Source organism: Mycobacterium sp. (genome assembly GCF_047975165.1).
Classification (GTDB): Bacteria; Actinomycetota; Actinomycetes; order Mycobacteriales; family Mycobacteriaceae; genus Mycobacterium.
The window spans coordinates 15436-36937 of the sequence record NZ_JBKECZ010000057.1 but is presented as its reverse complement, the minus strand read 5'-3'; the positions used below and the strand labels follow the sequence as shown (position 1 = coordinate 36937).

The window sequence follows — 21502 nt, the reverse complement described above, 5'->3', positions numbered from 1 at the left end:
TTCTTCACCTCGGTGGTCGCCGGCTACTGGAACACGTTCAAGGCGAACATCGGCATCATGATCGCGGTCGCCCAGCTGGCCGCCGCCCAGCAGCGATTCGCCGACGTGCAGAACGAGTTCCGGCGCTTCGGCATGGACATCGTGGCCGCCTCGGTGCGCCGCGCCCAGGAGCAGGGGTTCGGCGCCGAGCTCAATCCGCTGCACACGGCCGCGGCCATCGCGCTGCTCTTCGAGAACTTCACCACCGTGTTCGTCGGCACCTCCGACCCCGGGAAAGGGTTGGGTGTGACTATCGGCGACGAGGACGCGATTGCCCTGCTGTCTGGAATCTGGAAGAAAACCCTGTACGGAAAATAAGGACGACAACGTGGATTTCACCCTGCCCGAGCACCTGCCGGCCCTGCTGGCCGAGATGGACGACTTCATCGAAGCCGAGATCAAACCGCTGGAACGCGAGCACATTCAGTACTTCGACCACCGCCGGGAAAACGCCCGCACCGACTGGGACAACGACGGTATCCCGCGCCGGGAATGGGAAGATCTACTCGCCGAGATGCGCCGGCGCGCCGACCGGGCGGGCTGGCTGCGCTACGGCCTGCCGGCCCGGTTCGGCGGTCGCGACGGCACCAACATCGACATGGCGGTGATCCGGGAGCATCTGGCGCACAAGGGCCTCGGGTTGCACAACGACCTGCAGGACGAGTCCTCGATCGTCGGCAACTTCCCGCAGGTCATCATGATGGACCGGTTCGGCACCGACGCCCAGAAGCAGGAATGGACCGAAGCCCTGATAACCGGCGAGCGGTCGATGGCGTTCGGGTTGACCGAACCCAACCACGGATCCGATGCCACCTGGCTGGAGACCACCGCCGTGCAGGACGGCGACGGCTGGGTCATCAACGGCGCCAAGCGTTTCAACACCGGTGTGCACCGGGCCACCCACGACCTGGTATTCGCCCGCACCTCCGGGGACCCGGGCCAGGCGCGGGGAATCTCGGCGTTCCTGGTGCCCACCGACACCGAGGGCTTCACCGTGCCCTACTACTGGTGGACGTTCAACATGCCCACCGACCACGCCGAGGTGGCACTCGACAACGTCCGGGTACCCGGCGACGCCGTGCTGGGCGAGGTGGACCGGGGCCTGGAGGTGGGGCAGACATTCCTGCACGAGAACAGGATCCGCCAGGCCGCCAGCAGCCTGGGGGCCGCCCAGTACTGCATCGACCGCGCGGTGGCGTTCGCCGGCGAACGCATCGTGTTCGGCAAACCGCTGTCGGTGAACCAGGCGGTGCAGTGGCCGCTGGTCGAGTTGCAGACCGAAGCCCAGATGGTGCGGCTGCTGGTGTACTACGCGGCCACCCAGCTCGATGACAACCATCACATGGAAGTCTCCGACAAGGTCTCGATGGCCAACTACCGCGCCAACCGCCTGGTGTGCGACGCCGCCGATCGGGCCATGCAGACACTCGGCGGCATCGGCTACAGCCGCCACGAGCAACTCGAACACATCTACCGTCACCACCGCCGCTACCGGATCACCGAGGGCGCCGATGAGATCCAGATGCGCCGGGTCGCGCAGCGGCTGTTCAAGTTCGGCAAGAAGTGACGCTGGCCGACCGTCTGACCGGGCTGCTGGGCCCGCTGCTGGGCGAACCGCTCGGCGTCGAGAACCTGCGCGCGCTCACCGGCGGGGCCAGCCGCAGCACCTGGGCCTTCGACGCCGTCACCGCCGGTGGCCGCCGGGCACTGATCCTGCGCGTCGGGCCGCCCGACGATATTCACGTCGGCATGGAGCTGGAAGCCCGGGTCCAGGCCGCCGCGGCGGCGGCGGGCGCACCCGTCCCGCACATCCTGATCGCCGACGATTCCGTTGCCGCACTGGGCAATCCGTTCCTGATCTGCGATGAAATCCCGGGCGAGACCATCGCGCGGCGCATCCAGCGCCAATTGGACCGAACAAGCGACCCGGCGCGGGCCCGCGCGCGGCTGCTGCGCCAGTGCGCCCACGCCATCGCCGCGGTGCACCAGGCCGACGCCGGCATCCCCGGGCTTACCGGCCAGGATCCCGTCGGGCTGTGGCGCGAACAGCTTGATGTCATCGGCGACACCACCGCCACCTTCGAGTGGGCGTTTCGCTGGCTGGAGGACAATCGCCCCGGCAGCGCCGCCGCCTCGCCCGAGTCCGTCGCCGTCCTGGTGCACGGAGATTTCCGGATGGGCAACCTGATCGTCGACGAATCCGGCCTGGCCGCCGTCCTGGACTGGGAACTGGTGCATGCCGGTTCGGCATATGAGGACCTGGCCTGGTTTTGCGTGCGGGCCTGGCGGTTCGGCGCACCCGCCAGCCGCGGGGCCGGCGGGCTGGGCGGCATCGAGGAGTTCCTGCGCAGCTACCAGGACGCCTCGGGGACCGGCGTGGACCGGGCGGCGTTTCACTGGTGGCGGGTGCTGGCCACCCTGCGCTGGGGCGTGATGTGCCGCTACCAGGCGCAGCGCCATCTCAGCGGGCAGACCCGCTCGGTGGAACTGGCGACCATCGGTCGCCGGGTATGCGAGAACGAATGGGATCTGCTCGACCTGCTGGAGGACGCGTGAACCTGCACGGCCGGCCGACCGCGGTCGAACTCGTCGCCGCCGTCGCCGAATTCCTGGAAACCGAGGTCCGCGAGGCCACCGACGGCCAGCTCAATTTCCACACGCGGGTGGCCGCCAACGCCCTGCGGATGGTCGAGCGCGAACTGCTCGGGCCCGTCGGATCCAGCGGACCGGGCGAATACGGCGAAGCGGACGCGCGGGCGGCGCTGGCCGAACTCGGTTTCGCCGACGAGGCCGCCCTGGCCGCCGCCATCCGCACCGGAGCACTCGACGCCCGGGCCCGCGACGTGGTTGCCTGCCTGCGCCGGCTGGTCGGCCACCGGCTGGCGGCCGCACACCCCGGATACGCGCACACACAGGAGGCAGCCCCATGACATCCAACGCCGTCACCGACACCGCCGACCGGTTGTTCGCCGCCATCGAGGCGGGCCGGCAGGCCGAGGTCGCCGGCATGTGGAGCGCCGACATCGCCGTCTGGCGAACCGGCCGCGGCCCCGCCAAGACCGACGACAAGGCCCGGGCGCTACGGGTCATCGACTGGTTCATCGAGAACACCCGGTCGCGCAGCTATGAAATCCTGGATCGGCTGGTCTTCGACGACTGCGACGGCGGCGGCCGCGGATTCGTCCAGCAGCACATCCTGCACGCGACCGGGAAATCGGGCGCGTCGATCTCCGTGCGGGTCTGCATGGTGATCAAGCTGGACGACCAGGGCCTGATCGCCACGATCGAGGAGTACTTCGATCCCGCCGAACTCGCCCCGCTGCTCGGCCGGTAGCCCTCGCAGCGCCAACAGGGGAGTGCACTCCGCACGGCCCGGGTGAATTACCATCGGCACCGTGCCCGATTCGAGCAGCCCGCTGAACATCCTGGTCTACAGCGACAACGTGCAAACCCGCGAGCAGGTGATGCGGGCCCTCGGCAAGCGGCTGCACCCCGACCTGCCGGAGTTGAGCTATATCGAGGTGGCGACCGGTCCGATGGTGATCCAGAAGATGGACGCCGGCGGCATCGACCTGGCCATTCTCGACGGGGAGGCGACACCGACCGGCGGGATGGGAATCGCCAAGCAGTTGAAAGACGAGCTGGCTTCCTGCCCACCGGTCCTGGTGCTCACCGGGCGTCCGGACGACGCCTGGCTGGCCAGCTGGTCGCGCGCCGAGGCGGCGGTGTCGCATCCGCTCGACCCGATCGTGCTGGGCCGCACGGTGCTGGGCCTACTCGGCCCCGCCACGCGCTGAGGGTTCCTCAGCTGCCTCGCACTCGAATCCTCGAGGACTCCGTAGCAGCAGCAGCAGCGGCGGCGGCCTCCTGGCTCTCCGCCGCCTGCGCGGCGACCCCGGGTTCGGCAGTCGGCAACACGCCCAGCGAGGGAACCTCTGCTTCGCGAGCCTGCGCCGCGGCTTCCGATGTCTCCGCTGCCGCGGTTTCCGGAGTTTCCGCGGCCGCATCCCCTTCCTCGGCTTTCTCGGACTTTGCCGACGTCGCCGGCCCTGGCGCACCGGGCGCACTGGCACCCCCGCCGGCCATTCCGACGCCCGCAAGACCGGCCATCGCCATCGGCATCATCGCGAACCCGCCAAGCCCGACGCCGGGGCCAACGACCCCGGGATTGGCGGTGGTCGCCGCGGCGCTTCCGGCGCCCGAGACACCGACGGCGTCACCTCCTGCGGAATAGGCACCCGGATTGACACCTGCGGAGCCGGCAGGCGCCATCCCGGCGCCGACAGTCCCGGCCCCGGCAGGCGCCATCCCGGCGCCGACAGTTCCGGCCCCGGCAGGCGCCATCCCGGCGCCGACAGTTCCGGCCCCGGCAGCTCCAGCTGAGCCACTACCGCCCACGGCCGCCGCCCCCCCGGCCACACCGACACCGGCGCCCAAACCCAGACCTCCCGCGACCGCACCTGCCAGCGCGGGGAAGCCCTGCAACACCGACTGCCACGACGTCATCTGCGAGGCAGCCGCCGCGGCACCGGAGTAGTAGCCGCTCATCGCGGACACGTCCGCGGCCCACATCTCCTCGTAGAGAGCTTCGGCCATCGCGATCGCGGGCGCGTTCTGTCCGAACAGGTTCGTCATCACCATTTGGACGAACGCGTTGCGGTTGGCCTCAACCGCGCTCGGATGAATGGTCGCGGCCTGCGCGGTCTCGAAGGCAGTCGCCACGGCCTTGGCCTGCCCGGCGGCCCCGGCAGACTCCATCGACGCCGCAGCCAGCCAGCCCGCCAGCGGGGCTGCCGCGTTGGCCATCGCCGATGCGGCCGCACCCTGCCAGGCCTGGCCGGCCAGGTTCGAGATCACCGCCCCGAACGAATCCGCGGCCGTCCCCAGCTCGGCGGCCAACCCGTCCCAGGCCGTGGCTGCCGTGAGCATCGGAGCCGCACCCGCACCCAGGAACATGCGCAGGGAATTGATCTCAGGGGGGAGAGTGAAAAAACTCACAGGTAAATTCCCTCGCTGCTGTTCGATCAGGGCAGTCACGGACCGTCTCAAGGACCCCGCTGCCGGCTCCGGCGGAAACGGCCGCAATTCGGGAGGGAGCCCCCGCCGTCCTTCGAACTTCCAACATTGTGCCTGGCAAAGCCAAAATTATCTACCTGTCGTCCACTGGACCGCACCGTTCCCCCGGTATCTCCACCAAGCAGCATCGACCGGTCGCAACCCGCGACAGCACCGGGCGGTCCCGACCGTCGGCCGTCCCGGCTCCGCAGTGACCCCCGACCATGTGTTCCGCCCGCCGCGCGACTATGTTGAAGATCGCGGTGACGCACCACAAGCCCGGTCCGTCACGGATATCTCTGATCGAACCCCGGCTCGGGTACCGCCCTGCGGCCCCGGCGGCTCGCACGACAGATCTTGGAGCGATGTGAACGTCTACCTGCCCATCCTGGTGATGGCGGCCATTGCCGCAGCGTTCGCCATCGGATCGGTGTTCCTGGCCAGCATCACCGGCCCCAGCCGCTTCAACAGGTCGAAGCTGGAGGCCTACGAGTGCGGGATCGAACCGGTCGAGGTCGCGGGCGAGGCCGGCGCCCGCCCGGCCGGCGGTCAACGTTTCCCGATCAAGTACTACCTGACGGCGATGCTGTTCATCATCTTCGACATCGAGATCGTGTTCCTGTATCCGTGGGCGGTAAGTTTCGACTCGCTGGGGACTTTTGCGCTGGTCGAGATGGGTGTGTTCATGCTCACGGTGTTCGTGGCCTACGCCTACGTGTGGCGCCGCGGGGGCCTGACGTGGGATTGAGGTAGGACATGGGTCTGGAAGAACAGCTGCCCGGCGGCATTCTGCTGTCGACGGTGGAGAAGGTCGCGGGCTACGTCCGCAAGAACTCCCTGTGGCCGGCGACGTTCGGGCTGGCCTGCTGCGCGATCGAGATGATGGCGACCGCCGGGCCGAGGTTCGATATCGCCCGGTTCGGCATGGAACGGTTCTCCGCGACGCCCCGGCAGGCCGACCTGATGATCGTGGCGGGGCGGGTCAGCCAGAAGATGGCCCCGGTCCTGCGGCAGATCTACGACCAGATGGCCGAGCCCAAGTGGGTGCTGGCCATGGGGGTGTGCGCATCCTCGGGCGGAATGTTCAACAACTACGCGATCGTGCAGGGCGTGGACCACGTGGTGCCGGTGGACATCTACCTACCGGGCTGTCCGCCCCGGCCGGAAATGCTGCTGCACGCGATCCTCAAACTGCACGAGAAGATCCAGGAGATGCCGCTGGGCGTCAACCGCGAGCGCGTCATCGCCGAAACCGAACAGGCCGCACTGGCGGCCCGGCCCACCATCGAGATGCACGGGCTGCTGCGATGAGCTCAGCGGACAAAACCCCGCAGGACACCGCCCCCCGGGACGCACCGTCGCCCCCGGGGACCGAGGTGATCGACGTTCGTCACGGCATGTTCGGCGTCTCCGGCTCCGGTGACACCTCCGGTTACGGCCGGCTGGTGCGCGACGTCGCCCTTCCGGGCAGCAGCCCCCGGCCCTACGGCGGCTACTTCGATGACGTCGCCGACCGGCTGGCCGAGGCATTGGGGCGCGACGGCATCGAATTCGACGACGCGATCGAAAGTGTCGTCGTCCACCGCGACGAACTGACCCTGCACGTGCGCCGGGAGCTGATCGCAGAGGTCGCCCAGCGGCTGCGCGACGAACCCGAACTGCGGTTCGAGCTGTGCATGGGGGTCAACGGCGTGCACTACCCGCACGAGACCGGCCGGGAACTGCACGCGGTGTACCCGCTGCAGTCGATCACCCACAACCGGCGGCTGCGGCTGGAAGTGTCCGTCCCGGACAGTGATCCGCACATCCCGTCGCTGTACGCGGTGTATCCGACCAACGACTGGCATGAGCGCGAGACCTACGACTTCTTCGGGATCGTCTTCGACGGGCACCCGTCGCTCACCCGCATCGAGATGCCCGACGACTGGCACGGGCATCCGCAGCGCAAGGACTATCCGCTGGGCGGTATCCCGGTCGAATACAAGGGCGCGCAGATTCCCCCGCCCGACGAGCGGAGGGCCTACAACTGATGAGCACCACCACCTCCGTCGAACACGACGGAACCGGCAGCCCCGAGACGGTAGTCGTTGCCGGCGGCCAGGATTGGGACAAGGTCGTCGATGCCGCCCGCAAGGCCGACCCGGGCGAACGCATCGTGGTCAACATGGGTCCCCAGCACCCGTCCACCCACGGGGTGCTGCGACTGATCCTGGAGATCGAGGGCGAAACCATCACCGAAGCCCGCTGCGGAATCGGCTACCTGCACACCGGGATCGAGAAGAACCTCGAATACCGTTCCTGGACACAGGGTGTCACGTTCGTGACCCGGATGGACTACCTGTCGCCGTTCTTCAACGAAACCGCCTACTGCCTGGGTGTGGAGAAGCTGCTCGGCATCACCGACCAGATTCCCGAGCGCGTCAACGTGATCCGGGTGATGATGATGGAGCTCAACCGGATCTCCTCGCACCTGGTCGCGCTGGCGACCGGCGGCATGGAACTGGGTGCGATGACGCCGATGTTCGTCGGCTTCCGGGGCCGCGAGATCATCCTCAACCTGTTCGAGCAGATCAGCGGGCTGCGGATGAACAGCGCCTACATCCGGCCCGGCGGTGTGGCCCAGGACCTGCCCGCAAATGGGGCCGAGAACATCGCCAAAGCCCTCGACGAGCTGCGCCAGCCGCTGCGCGAAATGGGTGAGCTGCTCAACGAGAACGACATCTGGAAGGCCCGCACCGAGGACGTCGGCTACCTGGACCTGACCGGATGCATGGCACTGGGCATCACCGGTCCGATTCTGCGGGCCACCGGGCTGCCACACGACCTGCGCAAGAGCGAACCCTACTGCGGATACCAGGACTACGAATTCGACGTGATCACCGCCGACACCTGTGATGCCTACGGGCGCTACATCATTCGCGTCAAGGAGATGTGGGAGTCGGTCAAGATCGTCGAACAGTGCCTGGACAAGCTGCGCCCCGGCCCGACCATGATCGAAGACGGCAAGATCGCCTGGCCGGCAGACCTGCACGTGGGCCCCGACGGCATGGGCAACTCCCCGGAGCACATCGCCAAGATCATGGGCACCTCGATGGAGGCGCTGATCCACCACTTCAAGCTGGTGACCGAGGGCATCCGGGTTCCCCCCGGCCAGGTCTACTCGGCGGTGGAGTCCCCGCGCGGCGAACTGGGCGTGCACATGGTCAGCGACGGCGGCACCCGGCCGTACCGGGTGCACTACCGGGACCCGTCCTTCACCAACCTGCAGTCGGTGGCCGCCATGTGCGAGGGCGGCATGGTCGCCGACCTGATCAGCGCGGTAGCCAGCATCGACCCCGTCATGGGCGGAGTGGACCGATGAGCGCCTCATCGACACCGGGCAGCGGCGAGCGGGTGTTCCTGCAACTCGGCCCGCCGCCGTCGGAACCCGGCCGGTTCGCCACCGACGACGCCCCGCAGACCTACCCGCCGGAGGTGCAGGCGCGACTGGAGGCCGAGGCCAAGGAGATCCTGGCCAAGTACCCCGAGAAACGGTCGGCTCTGCTGCCGCTGCTGCACCTGGTGCAGGCCGAGGACTCCCACCTCACTGCGGCCGGGCTGCGGTTCTGCGCCCGCCAACTCGACCTGACCGGGGCCGAGGTTTCGGCGGTGGCCAGCTTCTACACCATGTACCGCCGCGGCCCCACCGGCGACTACCTGGTCGGTGTCTGCACGAACACGCTGTGCGCGGTGATGGGCGGCGACGCGATTTTCGCCGACCTCGCCGAGCACCTGGGCGTCGGCAACGACGAGACCACCGACGACGGCACCGTCACCCTGCAGCGCATCGAATGCAACGCGGCCTGCGACTTCGCGCCGGTGGTGATGGTCAACTGGGAGTTCTACGACAACCAGACCGTCGGCTCGGCGCGCGAGCTCGTCGACTCGCTGCGCAACGGTGAACCGGTGCCGCCCACCCGGGGCGCACCGCTGTGCACCTTCCGCGAAACATCACGGATCCTGGCCGGATTCCGCGACGAACGCGCCGACGAGGGCCAGGGCGGCGCCGGCGCGGCCACCCTCGCCGGCCTGGAGGTCGCCCGGGAGCACGACATGCAGGCGCCGGACGCTCCGGGAGGCCAGCCGTGACGACCTCCCCTGCCACCCCGCTGACTCCGGTCCTCAGCCGCTACTGGGACGACCCGCAATCCTGGTCCCTGGCGACCTACCAACGCCAACGCGGCTACCGGGCCATGAAGAAGGCCCTGGAGATGAACCCCGACGACGTGATCGCCACCGTCAAGGCCTCCGGGCTGCGCGGCCGGGGCGGGGCGGGCTTCCCCACCGGGACCAAATGGTCGTTCATTCCGCAGGGCGACTCCGGCGCCGCGGCCAAGCCGCACTACCTGGTGGTCAACGCCGACGAGTCCGAACCCGGCACCTGCAAAGACATTCCGCTCATGCTGGCCACGCCGCACGTGCTCGTCGAAGGCGTCATCATCGCCTCCTACGCGATCCGGGCCAGCCGCGCCTTCATCTATGTGCGCGGCGAGGTGGTGCCGGTGCTGCGCCGCCTGCAGAACGCGGTGGCCGAGGCCTACGCCGCGGGCTACCTGGGCCGCGACATCGGCGGCTCCGGGTACGACCTGGAACTGGTGGTGCACGCCGGCGCCGGCGCCTACATCTGCGGTGAGGAGACCGCGCTGCTGGACTCCCTCGAAGGCCGCCGCGGGCAGCCGCGGCTGCGGCCCCCCTTCCCCGCCGTCGCCGGCCTCTACGGCTGCCCGACCGTGATCAACAATGTCGAGACGATCGCCAGCGTCCCGTCGATCGTCCTCGACGGGATCGACTGGTTCCGCTCCATGGGCAGCGAGAAATCCCCCGGCTATACGCTCTATTCGCTGTCCGGGCACGTCGCCCGGCCCGGCCAGTACGAGGCGCCGCTGGGCATCACGCTGCGCGAGCTGCTCGACTACGCCGGCGGGATCCGCACCGGGCACCGGCTCAAGTTCTGGACCCCGGGGGGCTCCTCGACCCCGATCCTGACCGACGCGCACCTCGACGTGCCGCTGGATTACGAGGGTGTCGCGGCCGCCGGCTCGATGCTGGGCACCAAGGCGCTGCAGATTTTCGACGAGACGACGTGCGTGGTGCGTGCGGTTCATCGCTGGACGGAGTTCTACAAGCACGAGTCCTGCGGGAAATGCACGCCGTGCCGCGAAGGCACCTTCTGGCTGGACAAGATCTATCACCGGCTGGAGACGGGCCTGGGCACCGGCGAAGACCTGGACAAGCTCCTCGACATATCCGACTCGATCCTGGGAAAGGCGTTCTGCGCGCTCGGAGACGGCGCCACCAGCCCGGTGACGTCGTCCATCGAGCACTTCCGCGACGAATACGTCGCCCACGTCGAAAGCGGCGGATGCCCGTTCGACCCCCGGGACGCCATGCTCTCGCCGGACGGAAAGGCCTGAGGCAGCGATGACCACGACTTCTGATGCGGCCAACACCGGAGCTGCGGACTCCGGCGCCGTCACCCCGCCGGACATGGTGACGTTGACCATCGACGATACCGAAATCAGCGTTCCCAAGGGAACTTTGGTGATCCGCGCCGCCGAGCTGATGGGTGTCCAGATCCCCCGGTTCTGCGACCACCCGCTGCTCGACCCGGTCGGCGCCTGCCGGCAGTGCCTGGTCGACGTGGAGGGCCAGCGCAAGCCCCTGGCCTCGTGCACCGCGGTGTGCACCGACGACATGGTGGTGCGCACCCAACACACCTCGCCAGCCGCCGACCGGGCCCAGCACGGGGTGATGGAGTTGCTGCTGATCAACCACCCGCTGGACTGCCCGATGTGCGACAAGGGCGGCGAATGCCCGCTGCAGAACCAGGCAATGTCCAACGGCCGCGCGGACTCCCGGTTCACCGACGACAAACGCACTTTCATCAAGCCGATCAACATCTCCGCCCAGATCCTGCTGGACCGCGACCGCTGCATCCTGTGTGCACGCTGCACGCGGTTCTCCGACCAGATCGCCGGCGACCCGTTCATCGACATGCAGGAGCGCGGCGCCCTGCAGCAGGTCGGGATCTACGCCGACGAACCGTTCGAGTCCTACTTCTCCGGCAACACCGTGCAGATCTGCCCGGTGGGCGCACTGACCGGGATGTCCTACCGGTTCCGGGCCCGCCCGTTCGACCTGGTGTCCAGCCCGAGTGTGTGCGAGCACTGCGCGGGCGGCTGCGCCGAGCGGACCGATCACCGGCGCGGCAAGGTGATGCGCCGGCTGGCCGGAGACGACCCCGAGGTCAACGAGGAGTGGATCTGCGACAAGGGCCGCTTTGCGTTCACCTACGCGACCGAACGCGACGTGATCAGCACTCCCCTGGTCCGTGACGACGACGGGACGCTGCAGCCGGCGTCGTGGTCGCACGCGATCGTCACCGCGGCGCGCGGACTGCAAGCCGCAAGCGGACGCACCGGCGTCCTGACGGGCGGCCGGGTCACCTGGGAGGACGCCTACGCCTACGCCAAGTTTGCCCGAATCGCGCTGGACACCAACGATATCGACATCCGGGCCCGCCCGTCCGCGGCCGAGGAGGCCGAGTTCCTGGCGGCGAGGATCGCCGGCCGGCCCATCACCGTCAGCTACACCGACCTGGAAACCGCGCCGGCGGTCCTGCTGGCCGGGTTCGAGCCGGAGGACGAGTCACCCGGGGTGTTCCTGCGGTTGCGCAAAGCCGCCCGCAAGAATGGCGTGCCGGTCTACGCGATAGCGCCGTTCGCCACCCGCGGGCTGGCGAAGATATCGGGCCGGCTGCTGCGGACGGCACCCGGCGACGAACCGTCGGCACTGGACTCGCTGGCCACCGGTGAGCTGGGCAACCTGCTGAGCACCCCCGGCGCGGTGATCATGGTCGGCGAACGCCTGGCCACGGTGCCCGGCGGATTGTCGGCCGCGGCACGGCTGGCCGACGCCACCGGCGCCCGCCTGGCCTGGGTGCCGCGGCGCGCCGGGGAGCGCGGCGCCCTGGAGGCGGGCGCCCTGCCGGGCCTGCTGCCCGGGGGCCGTCCGGTCGCCGACGAAACCGCCCGCGCACAGGTCCGCACGGCGTGGCGGGTGGACGACCTGCCGGCCAAGGCGGGGCGGGACGCGGCCGGCATCCTGGCGGCGGCCGCCGACGGCACACTGGGCGCCCTGCTCGTCGGCGGCATCGAACCCGGCGACTTCGCCGACCCGGACGCCGTGCTGGCCGCACTCGACGCGGCGCCGTTCGTGGTCAGCCTGGAGCTGCGGCACAGCGAGGCCACCGAACGCGCCGACGTGGTGTTCCCGGTCGCCCCGACCACCCAGAAGGCGGGCGCCTTCATCAACTGGGAGGGCCGTTTCCGCGGCTTCGAACCGGTCTTCCACGGCACCGCGCTGCAAGCCGGACAATCCGATCACCGGGTGCTCGACACCCTGGCCGAGGAGATGGGCATCCGCCTGGGATGCGCCACCGCCGAGTCGGCCCGCGCGGAGCTGGCCGCCCTGGGCGCCTGGGACGGAAAGCGCTGCGCCAGCCCCCGGGCGCCGGCAGGCGCTACCACACGACCCGGCGCCGGTGAGGCTGTGCTGACCGGGTGGCGGCTGCTGCTCGACAGCGGTCGCGGCCAGGACGGCGAACCGCATCTGGCCGCCACCGCGCGCAAACCCGCCGTGCGGTTGTCACCGGACACCGCAGCCGGAATCGGCGCCGCCGCGGGAGAACCCGTCACGGTGAGCACGTCGCGCGGCGCGATCACCCTGCCGCTGGACATCACCGACATGCCCGATAAAACAGTGTGGCTGCCGCTGAACTCACCGGGTTCGGCGGTGCACCGGCAATTGGGCGCGTGCACCGGAGACACCGTGAAAATCAGTGCGAACGGGGTGACGCGATGACCTGCTCGCACGGCCTGGCCGCCTTCGGACACGACCCGTGGTGGCTGATCCTGGGCAAGGCCCTGGGCGTCTTCGTGTTCCTGATGCTCAACGTGCTGGTCGCTATCCTCGCCGAGCGCAAGATCCTCGGCTGGATGCAGTTGCGGCCCGGCCCCAACCGGGTGGGGCCGTGGGGCCTCCTGCAAAGCCTGGCCGACGGCATCAAACTGGCGCTCAAGGAGAGCATCACGCCCAAGGACATCGACTGGTTCGTGTATTTCGCGGCGCCGGCGATCTCGGCGATTCCGGCGTTCACCGCGTTCGCGTTCATCCCGTTCGGCCCGGAAGTGTCGGTGTTCGGCCATTGGACCCCGTTACAGCTCGCCGATCTTCCGGTGTCGGTGCTGTTCATCCTCGGACTCTCGGCGATCGGCGTGTACGGGATCGTGCTGGGCGGCTGGGCGTCGGGATCCACCTATCCCCTGTTGGGCGGGGTGCGCTCGACCGCCCAGGTGATCTCCTACGAGGTCGCCATGGGGCTGTCCTTCGCCGGGGTGTTCCTGTTCGCCGGCTCGATGTCGACGTCGCAGATCGTCGCCGCCCAGGACCGCCTCTGGTACGTGTTCCTGCTGCTCCCGTCGTTCCTGATCTACCTGATCTCGATGGTGGGCGAAACCAACCGGGCCCCGTTCGACCTGCCCGAGGCCGAGGGCGAGCTGGTCGCCGGATTCCACACCGAGTACTCGTCGCTGAAGTTCGCCATCTTCATGCTGGCCGAATACGTCAACATGATGACGGTGTCGTCGCTGGCCACGGTGATGTTCTTCGGCGGCTGGCACGCCCCGTGGCCGGTGAACATGTGGGCCGGCGCCAACACCGGCTGGTGGCCGGTGCTGTGGTTCACCGCCAAGATGTGGACCTTCCTGTTCGTCTATTTCTGGTTGCGCGCCAGCCTGCCCCGGTTCCGCTACGACCAGTTCATGTCGCTGGGCTGGAAACTGCTGATCCCGGTCTCCCTGGTGTGGGTGATGATCGCCGCCGTCATCCGCAGCCTGCGCAACGAGGGGTACCCGCAGTGGACCGCGGCGATGGTGATCGCCAGCATCGTCGTGGCCGTCGCGCTGCTGGCGACGCTGCGAAAACCGTTCAGCGCGCCCAGCCCCCGTACCCGAGCCCGCCGAGAGCGAAGCCGAGCCGCCGAGCAAGCCGGACAACTGGAGCAAGCCGGACAAGCCGGACAGCGCGAGCTGTCGGCAGCCTCCGCAACCGCGTTCCCGGTTCCACCGCTGCCCGCGCAGCCGGCCGGGCCCGTCGGCGCAACCAAGGAGAAGGCACATGGCTAACCCATTCCGGCGTTCGCTGGACGCCGTCGCCGGATTCGGCGTCACGTTCGGCTCGATGTTCAAGAAGACCGTCACCGAGCAGTACCCGGAGAAGCCCGGTCCGGTGGCGCCCCGCTACCACGGCCGCCACCAGCTCAACCGCTACCCCGACGGCCTGGAGAAGTGCATCGGCTGCGAACTCTGCGCCTGGGCCTGCCCCGCCGACGCGATCTACGTCGAGGGCGCGGACAACACCGACGAGCAGCGGTATTCCCCCGGGGAACGCTACGGGCGGGTGTACCAGATCAACTACCTGCGATGCATCGGCTGCGGCCTGTGCATCGAGGCCTGCCCCACCCGCGCCCTGACCATGACCAACGACTACGAACTGGCCGACGACAACCGCGCAGACCTGATCTACGAGAAGGACCGGCTGCTGGCGCCGCTGCTGCCCGAGATGACCCAGCCGCCGCATCCCCGCGCCGAGGGCGCCACCGACAAGGACTACTACCTGGGCAACGTGACCCCGGCCGGCCTGCGCGAGACCCAGCACGCGGGAGACCCCCGGTGATCACCACACTGGCCACCGATCTGGCGGCCGAGACGCTGGTCCGCACCTCGACCGCCGAGGCCGTGACGTTCTGGGTGCTGGGCGCGGTGGCGCTGCTCGGAGCACTCGGGGTGGTGCTGGCGGGCAACGCCGTCTACTCGGCGATGAGCCTGGCGACCACAATGCTCGCCTTGGCGGTGTTCTACCTGGCCCAAGACGCACCGTTCCTGGGTGTCGTGCAGGTGGTGGTCTACACCGGCGCGGTGATGATGCTGTTCCTGTTCGTGCTGATGCTGATCGGCGTGGACTCGGCGGAATCGCTGAAGGAGACCCTGCTGGGTCAGCGGGCCGCGACCGCGATGATCGGCTTCGGCTTCGGCATCCTGCTGATCGCGGGCATCGGCAACGCGGGTGCCGGAGGTTTCTCCGGTCTGACCGCGGCCAACGCCGACGGCAATGTGGAAGGGCTGGCGGCGCTGATCTTCTCCCGGTACCTGTGGGCTTTCGAGCTGACCAGCGCTCTGCTGATCACCGCCGCGATCGGGGCGATGATCCTGGCCCACCGTGAGCGCTTCGCCCGCCGCAAGACCCAGCGGGAGCTCGCCGAAGAGCGCTTCCGTCCCGGCGGGCACCCCACCCCGATGCCGAACCCCGGTGTCTACGCGCGGCACAACGCCGTCGACGTGGCCGCGCTGCTGCCGGACGGCTCGTACTCGGAGATGTCGGTGTCGAAAATCCTGCGGACCCGCGGAGCGGACGGCCTCGAGGCGCCCTCGCACCAGGCCGCCAAGGGAGAGGTCGTCAAGGGAGTCAAGGGGGGCGCGTCGTGAATCCGGCCAATTACCTTTATCTTTCGGCCCTACTGTTCACCATCGGGGCGTCCGGAGTGCTACTGCGGCGCAACGCGATCGTCATGTTCATGTGCGTGGAGTTGATGCTCAACGCCGTCAACCTGGCGTTCGTCACCTTCGCACGCATGCACGGCGCACTCGACGGACAGATGATCGCGTTCTTCACGATGGTCGTCGCCGCATGCGAGGTCGTCATCGGCCTGGCCATCATCATGACGATTTTCCGTGCCCGCAAATCGGCTTCGGTCGACGACGCGAATCTACTCAGGGGTTGAGAACGACACCGTGACAACGTCTCTGGAGATGCACTACACCTGGCTGCTGGTGGCCCTGCCGCTGGCGGGTGCGGCGATCCTGCTGTTCGGCGGACGGCGCACCGACGCGTGGGGGCACTGGCTGGGAACACTGGCCGCGGTGTCGGCGTTCGGCGTCGGCGTGAAATTGCTGGTGCTCATGCTCGGCCGCGGCGCAGAAGACCGCACCCTGGTCGAGACCGTGTTCTCCTGGATTCCGGTCGGGGAGTTGCGGGTCGACTTCGGGCTGCAGATAGACCAGCTGTCGATCTGCTTCGTCCTGCTGATCTCCGGCGTGGGCTCGCTGATCCACATCTATTCGGTCGCCTACATGGCCGAGGACCCGGATCGACGCCGGTTCTTCGGCTATCTCAACCTGTTCCTGGCGTCGATGCTGCTGCTGGTGGTCGCCGACAACTACGTGCTGCTCTACCTCGGCTGGGAGGGTGTCGGCCTGGCGTCCTACCTGCTGATCGGCTTCTGGTATCGCAAGCCGACGGCGGCCACCGCGGCCAAGAAAGCGTTCGTGATGAACCGGGTCGGGGACGCCGGCCTGGCATTGGCCATGTTTCTGATGTTCGCCACCTTCGGCAGCGTGTCCTACAGCGGGGTATTCGCCGGTGCGCCCGCGGCCGGCCCGGGAGCGCTGAACGCGATGGGTCTGCTGCTGCTGCTGGGCGCCTGCGCGAAATCCGCCCAGGTCCCGCTGCAGGCCTGGCTGGGCGACGCCATGGAAGGCCCCACCCCGGTGTCTGCGCTGATCCACGCCGCCACCATGGTGACCGCCGGCGTCTACCTGATCGTGCGGTCCAACCCGCTGTACAACCTGGCCCCCGACGCCCGGCTGGCGGTCGTTATCGTCGGGGCGGTCACCCTGCTGCTGGGAGCGTTCATCGGCTGCGCCAAGGACGACATCAAACGCGCGCTGGCCGCATCCACCATGAGTCAGATCGGCTACATGGTGCTGGCCGCCGGCCTCGGCCCAGCCGGCTACGCGTTCGCGATCATGCACCTGCTCACCCACGGCTTCTTCAAGGCCGGCCTGTTCCTCGGGTCCGGGTCGATCATCCACGCGATGGACGAGGAACAGGACATGCGCCGCTACGGCGGCCTGCGCGCCGCACTGCCCATCACATTCGCGACGTTCGGGCTGGGATATCTGGCGATCATCGGGGTGCCGCCGTTCGCCGGATTCTTCTCCAAGGACGCCCTCGTCGAGGCGGCCCTGGCCGCCGGCGGTGTCCGCGGCTACGTCCTGGGCGGGGCGGCGCTGCTGGGCGCGGGCGTCACCGCGTTCTACATGACGCGGGTGATGCTGATGACGTTCTTCGGCCAGAAGCGCTGGGCGCAGGACGCACACCCGCACGAGTCTCCCGCCCTGATGACCGGGCCGATGATCCTGCTCGCGTTCGGTTCGGTGTTCGCCGGCGGGCTGTTCGCCATCGGCGGCACGCTGCCGCACTGGTTGGAGCCGGTGGTCGGCGCGCACGAAGAAGCCGCCCATGCCATACCGGCCTGGGTCAGCACCGCCCTGGCGCTGGGTGTCGTCGCCGCCGGCATCGCGGTGGCCTACCGGATGTACGGCGGCGGCGCCGATATCCCGCGGACGGCGCCGGTCGAGGTGTCCGCGCTGACCAGGGTTGCGCGCGCCGACGTCTACGGCGATGCCTTCAACGAGGAGGTGTTCATGCGCCCCGGTGCGCAACTCACCCGGGCGATGGTCGCCGTCGACAACGCCGGAGTGGACGGCTCGGTGAACGGGCTGGCCGCGCTGGTGAGCAGGCTGTCGAACCAGTTGCGAGCGATGCAGACCGGATTCGCCCGCAACTACGCGTTGTCGATGCTGGCGGGTGCGGCCCTGCTGGCCGGAGCACTGTTGGTGGTGAATCTGTGGTGACCAACGTCCCCTGGCTCTCGGTGCTGTGGCTGCTGCCGCTGGCCGGCTCGGTCCTGATCATCCTGCTGCCCCCGGATATGCGCCAGGTCGCCAAATGGACCGGACTGATCGTCAGCATCGCGACGCTGGCGGTGTCGCTGGTCGTCGGCGCCCGGTTCCATCCCGGCGGACACACCTACCAGTTCGTCGAATCGCACCGGTGGATACCAGCTTTCGGCGCCGGCTACACCATCGGCGTGGACGGCGTAGCGTTGACCCTGGTGCTGCTGACCACCGTGCTGATCCCGGTGCTGCTGGCGGCTGGCTGGAACGACGTGCGTGGTCCCGGGGATGGGGGCAGCCCGCGGGGCGTGCACGCCTACGTCGCACTGACGCTGGCCATCGAGTCGATGGTGCTCATCTCGCTGGTCGCCCTCGACGTGCTGCTGTTCTACGTGTTCTTCGAGGCCATGCTGATCCCGATGTACTTCCTGATCGGCGGCTTCGGCCAGGGCGCCGGGCGCGCCCGGGCCGCGGTGAAGTTCCTGCTGTACAACCTGTTCGGCGGGCTGATCATGCTGGCCGCGGTGATCGGTCTGTACGTGGTGACCGCACGGCATACGGTGGGCGCCGGCGGCACCTTCGACTTCCGCGACATCGTGACCGGCATGGAGTGGGGCCGCTACAGCGCCGTCGACCCCGCGGTGTTCAAGGCGATATTCCTCGGCTTCATGTTTGCCTTCGCGGTCAAGGCCCCGCTGTGGCCGCTGCACCGCTGGCTGCCCGACGCCGCCGTGGAGTCGACTCCGGCAACAGCCGTGCTGATCACGGCGGTGATGGACAAGGTCGGCACCTTCGGCATGCTGCGGTACTGCCTACAGCTGTTTCCGGATGCCGCACTGTATTTCCGGCCGGCGATCGTGACATTGGCGATCATCGGGGTGATCTACGGTGCGATCGTGGCGATCGGCCAGGCCGACATGATGCGCCTGATCGCCTACACGTCGATCTCACACTTCGGGTTCATCATCGCCGGCATCTTCGTGATGACCACCCAGGGCCAGAGCGGGTCGACGCTCTACATGCTCAACCACGGAATCTCCACGGCGGCAGTGTTCCTGATCGCCGGCTTCCTGGTGAAACGGCACGGCAGCCGCCGGATCGCTGACTACGGCGGGGTACAGAAGGTGGCCCCGATCCTGGCCGGAACGTTCCTGGTCTCCTGCATGGCCACCCTGTCGCTGCCCGGCCTGGCGCCGTTCGTCAGCGAGTTCCTGGTTCTGCTGGGCACTTTCGACCGCTACTGGCTGGCCGCGGCGTTCGGTGTCGTCGCGTTGGTGCTGTCGGCCATCTACATGCTGTGGCTCTACCAGCGCATGATGACCGGGCCGGTGGCTGCGGGCAACGAGAATATCGGCGACCTGGTGCTTCGCGAAAAGATCGTGGTGGCACCGCTGATCGCGCTGCTGCTCGTGCTCGGCGTCTACCCCAAGCCCATCCTGGACGCCATCAACCCGACGGTCGAGCACACCATGATCACCATCGGCCAGCACGACCCCTCGCCCAGCGTGCCCCTGCACGGCGCCCCCGCGAAAGCCGAAGGACCGCACCGATGACCCTGCCCACACCCAGCATCGAGTACTTCCTGCTGTCTCCGTTGTTCATCGTGTTCGGGGTCGCGGTGGCCGGCGTGCTGGTCGAGGCGTTCGTGGCGCGCCGGGCACGCTACGGGACACAGGTCGCGCTGGCACTCGGCGGCCTGACCGCCGCGTTCGCCGCCGTCATCGTGGTGGCCAGATCTTTGCCGGCCGGTGGTAAACCCGCGATGATGGGCTCCATGGCCGTGGACGGTCCGGCGCTCTTTCTCCAGGGCACCGTTGTGCTGGTAGCGATACTGGCCACCGTCTTCATCGCCGAACGCAGCCTTCAGCAGGCCCGGAGCCCGAGTGCGGCAAAGGTTTTCGCCGGCCTGGATTACTTCACCCCGCAGGCTTCGGCGGTGCCGGGCAGCGAGACCGAACACGAGGCGCAACGCGCCGGCGCTGCCCAGACCGAACTCTTCCCGCTGCTCATCCTGTCGGTGGGCGGCATGATGGTGTTTCCCGCGGCCGACGACCTGCTGACCATGTTCGTCGCGCTGGAAGTGCTGTCCCTGCCGCTGTACCTGATGTGCGGTCTGGCCCGGTACCGCCGTCTGCTGTCCCAGGAAGCGGCGTTGAAGTATTTCCTGCTGGGCGCATTCTCGTCGGCATTCTTCCTCTACGGGGTCGCGATGCTCTACGGGGCGACCGGCACCCTGCAACTCACCGGTATCCGGGACGCGCTCGCCGGGCCGACCGACATGTCGCTCGCCCTGCTGGGCGTCGCGCTACTGGCGGCCGGCCTGCTGTTCAAGGTGGGCGCCGTCCCGTTCCACTCGTGGGTTCCCGACGTGTACCAGGGCGCACCCACTCCCATCACCGGATTCATGGCCGCGGCCACCAAGGTTGCCGCGTTCGGTGCGCTGCTGCGCGTGGTTTACGTGGCGCTGCCCCCGCTGCACCACGACTGGCGGCCGGTACTGTGGGGCATCTCGATCCTGACGATGATCGTCGGCACCATCACCGCGGTGAACCAGACCGACGTCAAAAGGATGCTGGCCTATTCGTCGGTCGCCCACGTCGGTTTCATCCTCACCGGGGTGATTGCCGACAACCCGGTGGGGGTGTCGGCGACGATGTTCTATCTGGTCGCCTACAGCTTCAGCACCGTCGGCGGCTTCGCTGTGGTCGGCTTGGTCCGCACTGCCGGCGGCGTCGAGGATGCCGAGCTGTCCCGCTGGGCGGGGCTGGGGCAGCGCTCGCCGATCGCCGGCGTGCTGTTCTCGATGTTTCTCCTCGCCTTCGCCGGCATCCCGCTGACCAGCGGGTTCATCAGCAAGTTCGCGGTGTTCCAGGCGGCCGCGGAAGGCGGTGCGGTGCCGCTGGTGATCATCGGGGTGATCTCCAGCGGGGTGGCGGCCTACTTCTACGTCCGGGTGATCGTGCTGATGTTCTTTACGCCGCCCACCGACAACACCCCGCAGGTGGTGCCGCCCGGTGCGCTGGGCAAGGCGGCGATCGCCGCGTGCGCCCTGGTGACCCTTGCGCTGGGCATCTTCCCGCAGCCGATGCTGGACCTGGCCGACATCGCCGCGAATCTGTTGCACTGATCGTCGATCGCTTCGTTCAGCTCATGAACGCTCGGGTGGCCAGAACATATATCGCCAGCACCGCCGGCGGGGCCACCAGCGGCGCCCATGGCAAGTGAACCGGAAACGACGCGGCGAGGAGTCCGGCGACGGTAAAACCAACGGCCGCAACGAGCGTAGGGCCGCTCACCATCTCCACCGGTAGGTATCCGCACATCAGGCAGGCCGCCGCACACAGCCCCGCCAGCGCGGCCGGAACGGGTGCCGGCTGCGTCACCGCAATCACCGGCACCGTCAACGCCACCGCGACAGGGGCCATCGGACGGAACGCCGCGCCCAGACCCACCGCGATCGCCGCCGCGGCACCGCAAACCTGCGCGATCCCCTGGGCGCCAACGGTAACCGATATCACCATCAGCAGACCGAACGACGTCGTCAAGACCCGGTTCTGCGTGCGCGATGCCAT

General features: G+C 68.5%; 21 protein-coding genes and 1 pseudogene. 20 read left to right on the top strand and 2 right to left on the bottom strand.

What is annotated here, in order from left to right:
• From ACK5M9_RS06365 to ACK5M9_RS06340, 6 genes and pseudogenes are all read left to right on the top strand, one after another.
• Positions 1-357: pseudogene (locus tag ACK5M9_RS06365) on the top strand (TetR/AcrR family transcriptional regulator); the annotation flags it as partial.
• 10 nt (positions 358-367) lie between these two features.
• Positions 368-1606: an acyl-CoA dehydrogenase family protein gene (locus ACK5M9_RS06360; RefSeq protein WP_416892333.1), complete on the top strand. Its 1239-nt coding sequence runs from the start codon at positions 368-370 to the stop codon at positions 1604-1606.
• Entirely contained in the window at positions 1603-2595 is a 993-nt protein-coding gene (locus ACK5M9_RS06355) for a phosphotransferase family protein (RefSeq protein ID WP_416892332.1), read from the top strand. Before ACK5M9_RS06360 ends, ACK5M9_RS06355 begins: the two co-directional genes overlap by 4 nt.
• Positions 2562-2969, top strand: coding sequence for a DUF6285 domain-containing protein (locus ACK5M9_RS06350; protein ID WP_416892331.1), 408 nt, complete (start codon positions 2562-2564; stop codon positions 2967-2969). The genes ACK5M9_RS06355 and ACK5M9_RS06350 overlap by 34 nt, the downstream gene beginning before the upstream one ends.
• Positions 2966-3373 carry a nuclear transport factor 2 family protein gene (locus ACK5M9_RS06345; RefSeq protein WP_416892330.1) on the top strand — a complete coding sequence of 136 codons (408 nt, stop codon included), beginning with the start codon at positions 2966-2968 and terminating at the stop codon, positions 3371-3373. The genes ACK5M9_RS06350 and ACK5M9_RS06345 overlap by 4 nt, the downstream gene beginning before the upstream one ends.
• Positions 3374-3434: 61 nt before the next feature.
• Complete coding sequence (locus tag ACK5M9_RS06340; RefSeq protein WP_416892329.1) at positions 3435-3836, top strand: hypothetical protein; 402 nt, start codon at positions 3435-3437, stop codon at positions 3834-3836.
• Positions 3837-3843: 7 nt separating this feature from the next.
• Here the strand turns inward: ACK5M9_RS06340 and ACK5M9_RS06335 are convergent, their stop codons facing one another.
• Positions 3844-5037 (bottom strand): PPE family protein, encoded by a 1194-nt coding sequence (locus ACK5M9_RS06335; RefSeq protein ID WP_416892328.1) that lies wholly within the window; start codon positions 5035-5037, stop codon positions 3844-3846.
• 424 nt (positions 5038-5461) lie between these two features.
• Here ACK5M9_RS06335 and ACK5M9_RS06330 point away from each other — a divergent pair, with 424 nt between their 5' ends.
• Genes ACK5M9_RS06330 through nuoN form a run of 14 tightly spaced genes read left to right on the top strand, consistent with a single transcriptional unit; the run spans position 5462 to position 21057 of the window.
• Complete coding sequence (locus ACK5M9_RS06330) at positions 5462-5842, top strand: NADH-quinone oxidoreductase subunit A (protein ID WP_416892327.1); 381 nt, start codon at positions 5462-5464, stop codon at positions 5840-5842.
• An 8-nt stretch (positions 5843-5850) separates the two neighbouring features.
• Complete coding sequence (locus tag ACK5M9_RS06325) at positions 5851-6405, top strand: NuoB/complex I 20 kDa subunit family protein (protein WP_416892326.1); 555 nt, start codon at positions 5851-5853, stop codon at positions 6403-6405.
• Positions 6402-7124, top strand: a complete 723-nt coding sequence (locus ACK5M9_RS06320; RefSeq protein ID WP_416892325.1) for an NADH-quinone oxidoreductase subunit C — start codon at positions 6402-6404, stop codon at positions 7122-7124. Before ACK5M9_RS06325 ends, ACK5M9_RS06320 begins: the two co-directional genes overlap by 4 nt.
• The gene (nuoD, locus tag ACK5M9_RS06315) at positions 7124-8455 is read left to right on the top strand and encodes an NADH dehydrogenase (quinone) subunit D (RefSeq protein ID WP_416892324.1); all 1332 of its coding nucleotides are present in this window, start codon (positions 7124-7126) and stop codon (positions 8453-8455) included. Before ACK5M9_RS06320 ends, nuoD begins: the two co-directional genes overlap by 1 nt.
• The gene (gene nuoE, locus ACK5M9_RS06310; RefSeq protein ID WP_416892323.1) at positions 8452-9222 is read left to right on the top strand and encodes an NADH-quinone oxidoreductase subunit NuoE; all 771 of its coding nucleotides are present in this window, start codon (positions 8452-8454) and stop codon (positions 9220-9222) included. The genes nuoD and nuoE overlap by 4 nt, the downstream gene beginning before the upstream one ends.
• Complete coding sequence (gene nuoF / locus ACK5M9_RS06305) at positions 9219-10547, top strand: NADH-quinone oxidoreductase subunit NuoF (RefSeq protein WP_416892322.1); 1329 nt, start codon at positions 9219-9221, stop codon at positions 10545-10547. The genes nuoE and nuoF overlap by 4 nt, the downstream gene beginning before the upstream one ends.
• A gap of 7 nt (positions 10548-10554) precedes the next feature.
• On the top strand, positions 10555-12996 hold the full coding sequence (locus ACK5M9_RS06300; RefSeq protein ID WP_416892321.1) for an NADH-quinone oxidoreductase subunit G: 2442 nt from the start codon (positions 10555-10557) through the stop codon (positions 12994-12996).
• Positions 12997-13010: 14 nt separating this feature from the next.
• A complete protein-coding gene (nuoH, locus tag ACK5M9_RS06295; protein WP_416892337.1) occupies positions 13011-14318 on the top strand; it encodes an NADH-quinone oxidoreductase subunit NuoH in 1308 nt (435 codons plus the stop codon).
• Positions 14311-14868 carry an NADH-quinone oxidoreductase subunit NuoI gene (gene nuoI, locus ACK5M9_RS06290; protein WP_416892320.1) on the top strand — a complete coding sequence of 186 codons (558 nt, stop codon included), beginning with the start codon at positions 14311-14313 and terminating at the stop codon, positions 14866-14868. Before nuoH ends, nuoI begins: the two co-directional genes overlap by 8 nt.
• A gap of 8 nt (positions 14869-14876) precedes the next feature.
• Positions 14877-15677 (top strand): NADH-quinone oxidoreductase subunit J, encoded by an 801-nt coding sequence (locus ACK5M9_RS06285; RefSeq protein ID WP_416892336.1) that lies wholly within the window; start codon positions 14877-14879, stop codon positions 15675-15677.
• Positions 15674-15973 carry an NADH-quinone oxidoreductase subunit NuoK gene (gene nuoK / locus ACK5M9_RS06280; RefSeq protein ID WP_416892319.1) on the top strand — a complete coding sequence of 100 codons (300 nt, stop codon included), beginning with the start codon at positions 15674-15676 and terminating at the stop codon, positions 15971-15973. The genes ACK5M9_RS06285 and nuoK overlap by 4 nt, the downstream gene beginning before the upstream one ends.
• A gap of 10 nt (positions 15974-15983) precedes the next feature.
• Positions 15984-17888, top strand: a complete 1905-nt coding sequence (gene nuoL / locus ACK5M9_RS06275; RefSeq protein WP_416892318.1) for an NADH-quinone oxidoreductase subunit L — start codon at positions 15984-15986, stop codon at positions 17886-17888.
• A complete protein-coding gene (locus tag ACK5M9_RS06270; protein WP_416892317.1) occupies positions 17885-19483 on the top strand; it encodes an NADH-quinone oxidoreductase subunit M in 1599 nt (532 codons plus the stop codon). Before nuoL ends, ACK5M9_RS06270 begins: the two co-directional genes overlap by 4 nt.
• Positions 19480-21057: an NADH-quinone oxidoreductase subunit NuoN gene (gene nuoN / locus ACK5M9_RS06265; RefSeq protein WP_416892316.1), complete on the top strand. Its 1578-nt coding sequence runs from the start codon at positions 19480-19482 to the stop codon at positions 21055-21057. The genes ACK5M9_RS06270 and nuoN overlap by 4 nt, the downstream gene beginning before the upstream one ends.
• A 16-nt stretch (positions 21058-21073) precedes the next feature.
• Here nuoN and ACK5M9_RS06260 read toward each other — a convergent pair whose 3' ends face one another.
• Positions 21074-21502 (bottom strand): hypothetical protein, encoded by a 429-nt coding sequence (locus ACK5M9_RS06260; RefSeq protein WP_416892315.1) that lies wholly within the window; start codon positions 21500-21502, stop codon positions 21074-21076.

What these genes read in the sequence shown, in the direction of transcription:
- ACK5M9_RS06350 (WP_416892331.1), top strand. Translation starts at nt 2,562, where the DNA reads ATGGGATCTGCTCGACCTGCTGGAGGACGCGTGAACCTGCACGGCCGG.
- ACK5M9_RS06300 (WP_416892321.1), top strand. Translation starts at nt 10,555, where the DNA reads ATGACCACGACTTCTGATGCGGCCAACACCGGAGCTGCGGACTCCGGC.
- nuoN (WP_416892316.1), top strand. Translation starts at nt 19,480, where the DNA reads ATGACCCTGCCCACACCCAGCATCGAGTACTTCCTGCTGTCTCCGTTG.
- nuoD (WP_416892324.1), top strand. Translation starts at nt 7,124, where the DNA reads ATGAGCACCACCACCTCCGTCGAACACGACGGAACCGGCAGCCCCGAG.
- ACK5M9_RS06325 (WP_416892326.1), top strand. Translation starts at nt 5,851, where the DNA reads ATGGGTCTGGAAGAACAGCTGCCCGGCGGCATTCTGCTGTCGACGGTG.
- ACK5M9_RS06320 (WP_416892325.1), top strand. Translation starts at nt 6,402, where the DNA reads ATGAGCTCAGCGGACAAAACCCCGCAGGACACCGCCCCCCGGGACGCA.
- nuoE (WP_416892323.1), top strand. Translation starts at nt 8,452, where the DNA reads ATGAGCGCCTCATCGACACCGGGCAGCGGCGAGCGGGTGTTCCTGCAA.
- ACK5M9_RS06260 (WP_416892315.1), bottom strand. Translation starts at nt 21,502, where the DNA reads ATGGCATCGCGCACGCAGAACCGGGTCTTGACGACGTCGTTCGGTCTG.
- ACK5M9_RS06345 (WP_416892330.1), top strand. Translation starts at nt 2,966, where the DNA reads ATGACATCCAACGCCGTCACCGACACCGCCGACCGGTTGTTCGCCGCC.
- nuoI (WP_416892320.1), top strand. Translation starts at nt 14,311, where the DNA reads ATGGCTAACCCATTCCGGCGTTCGCTGGACGCCGTCGCCGGATTCGGC.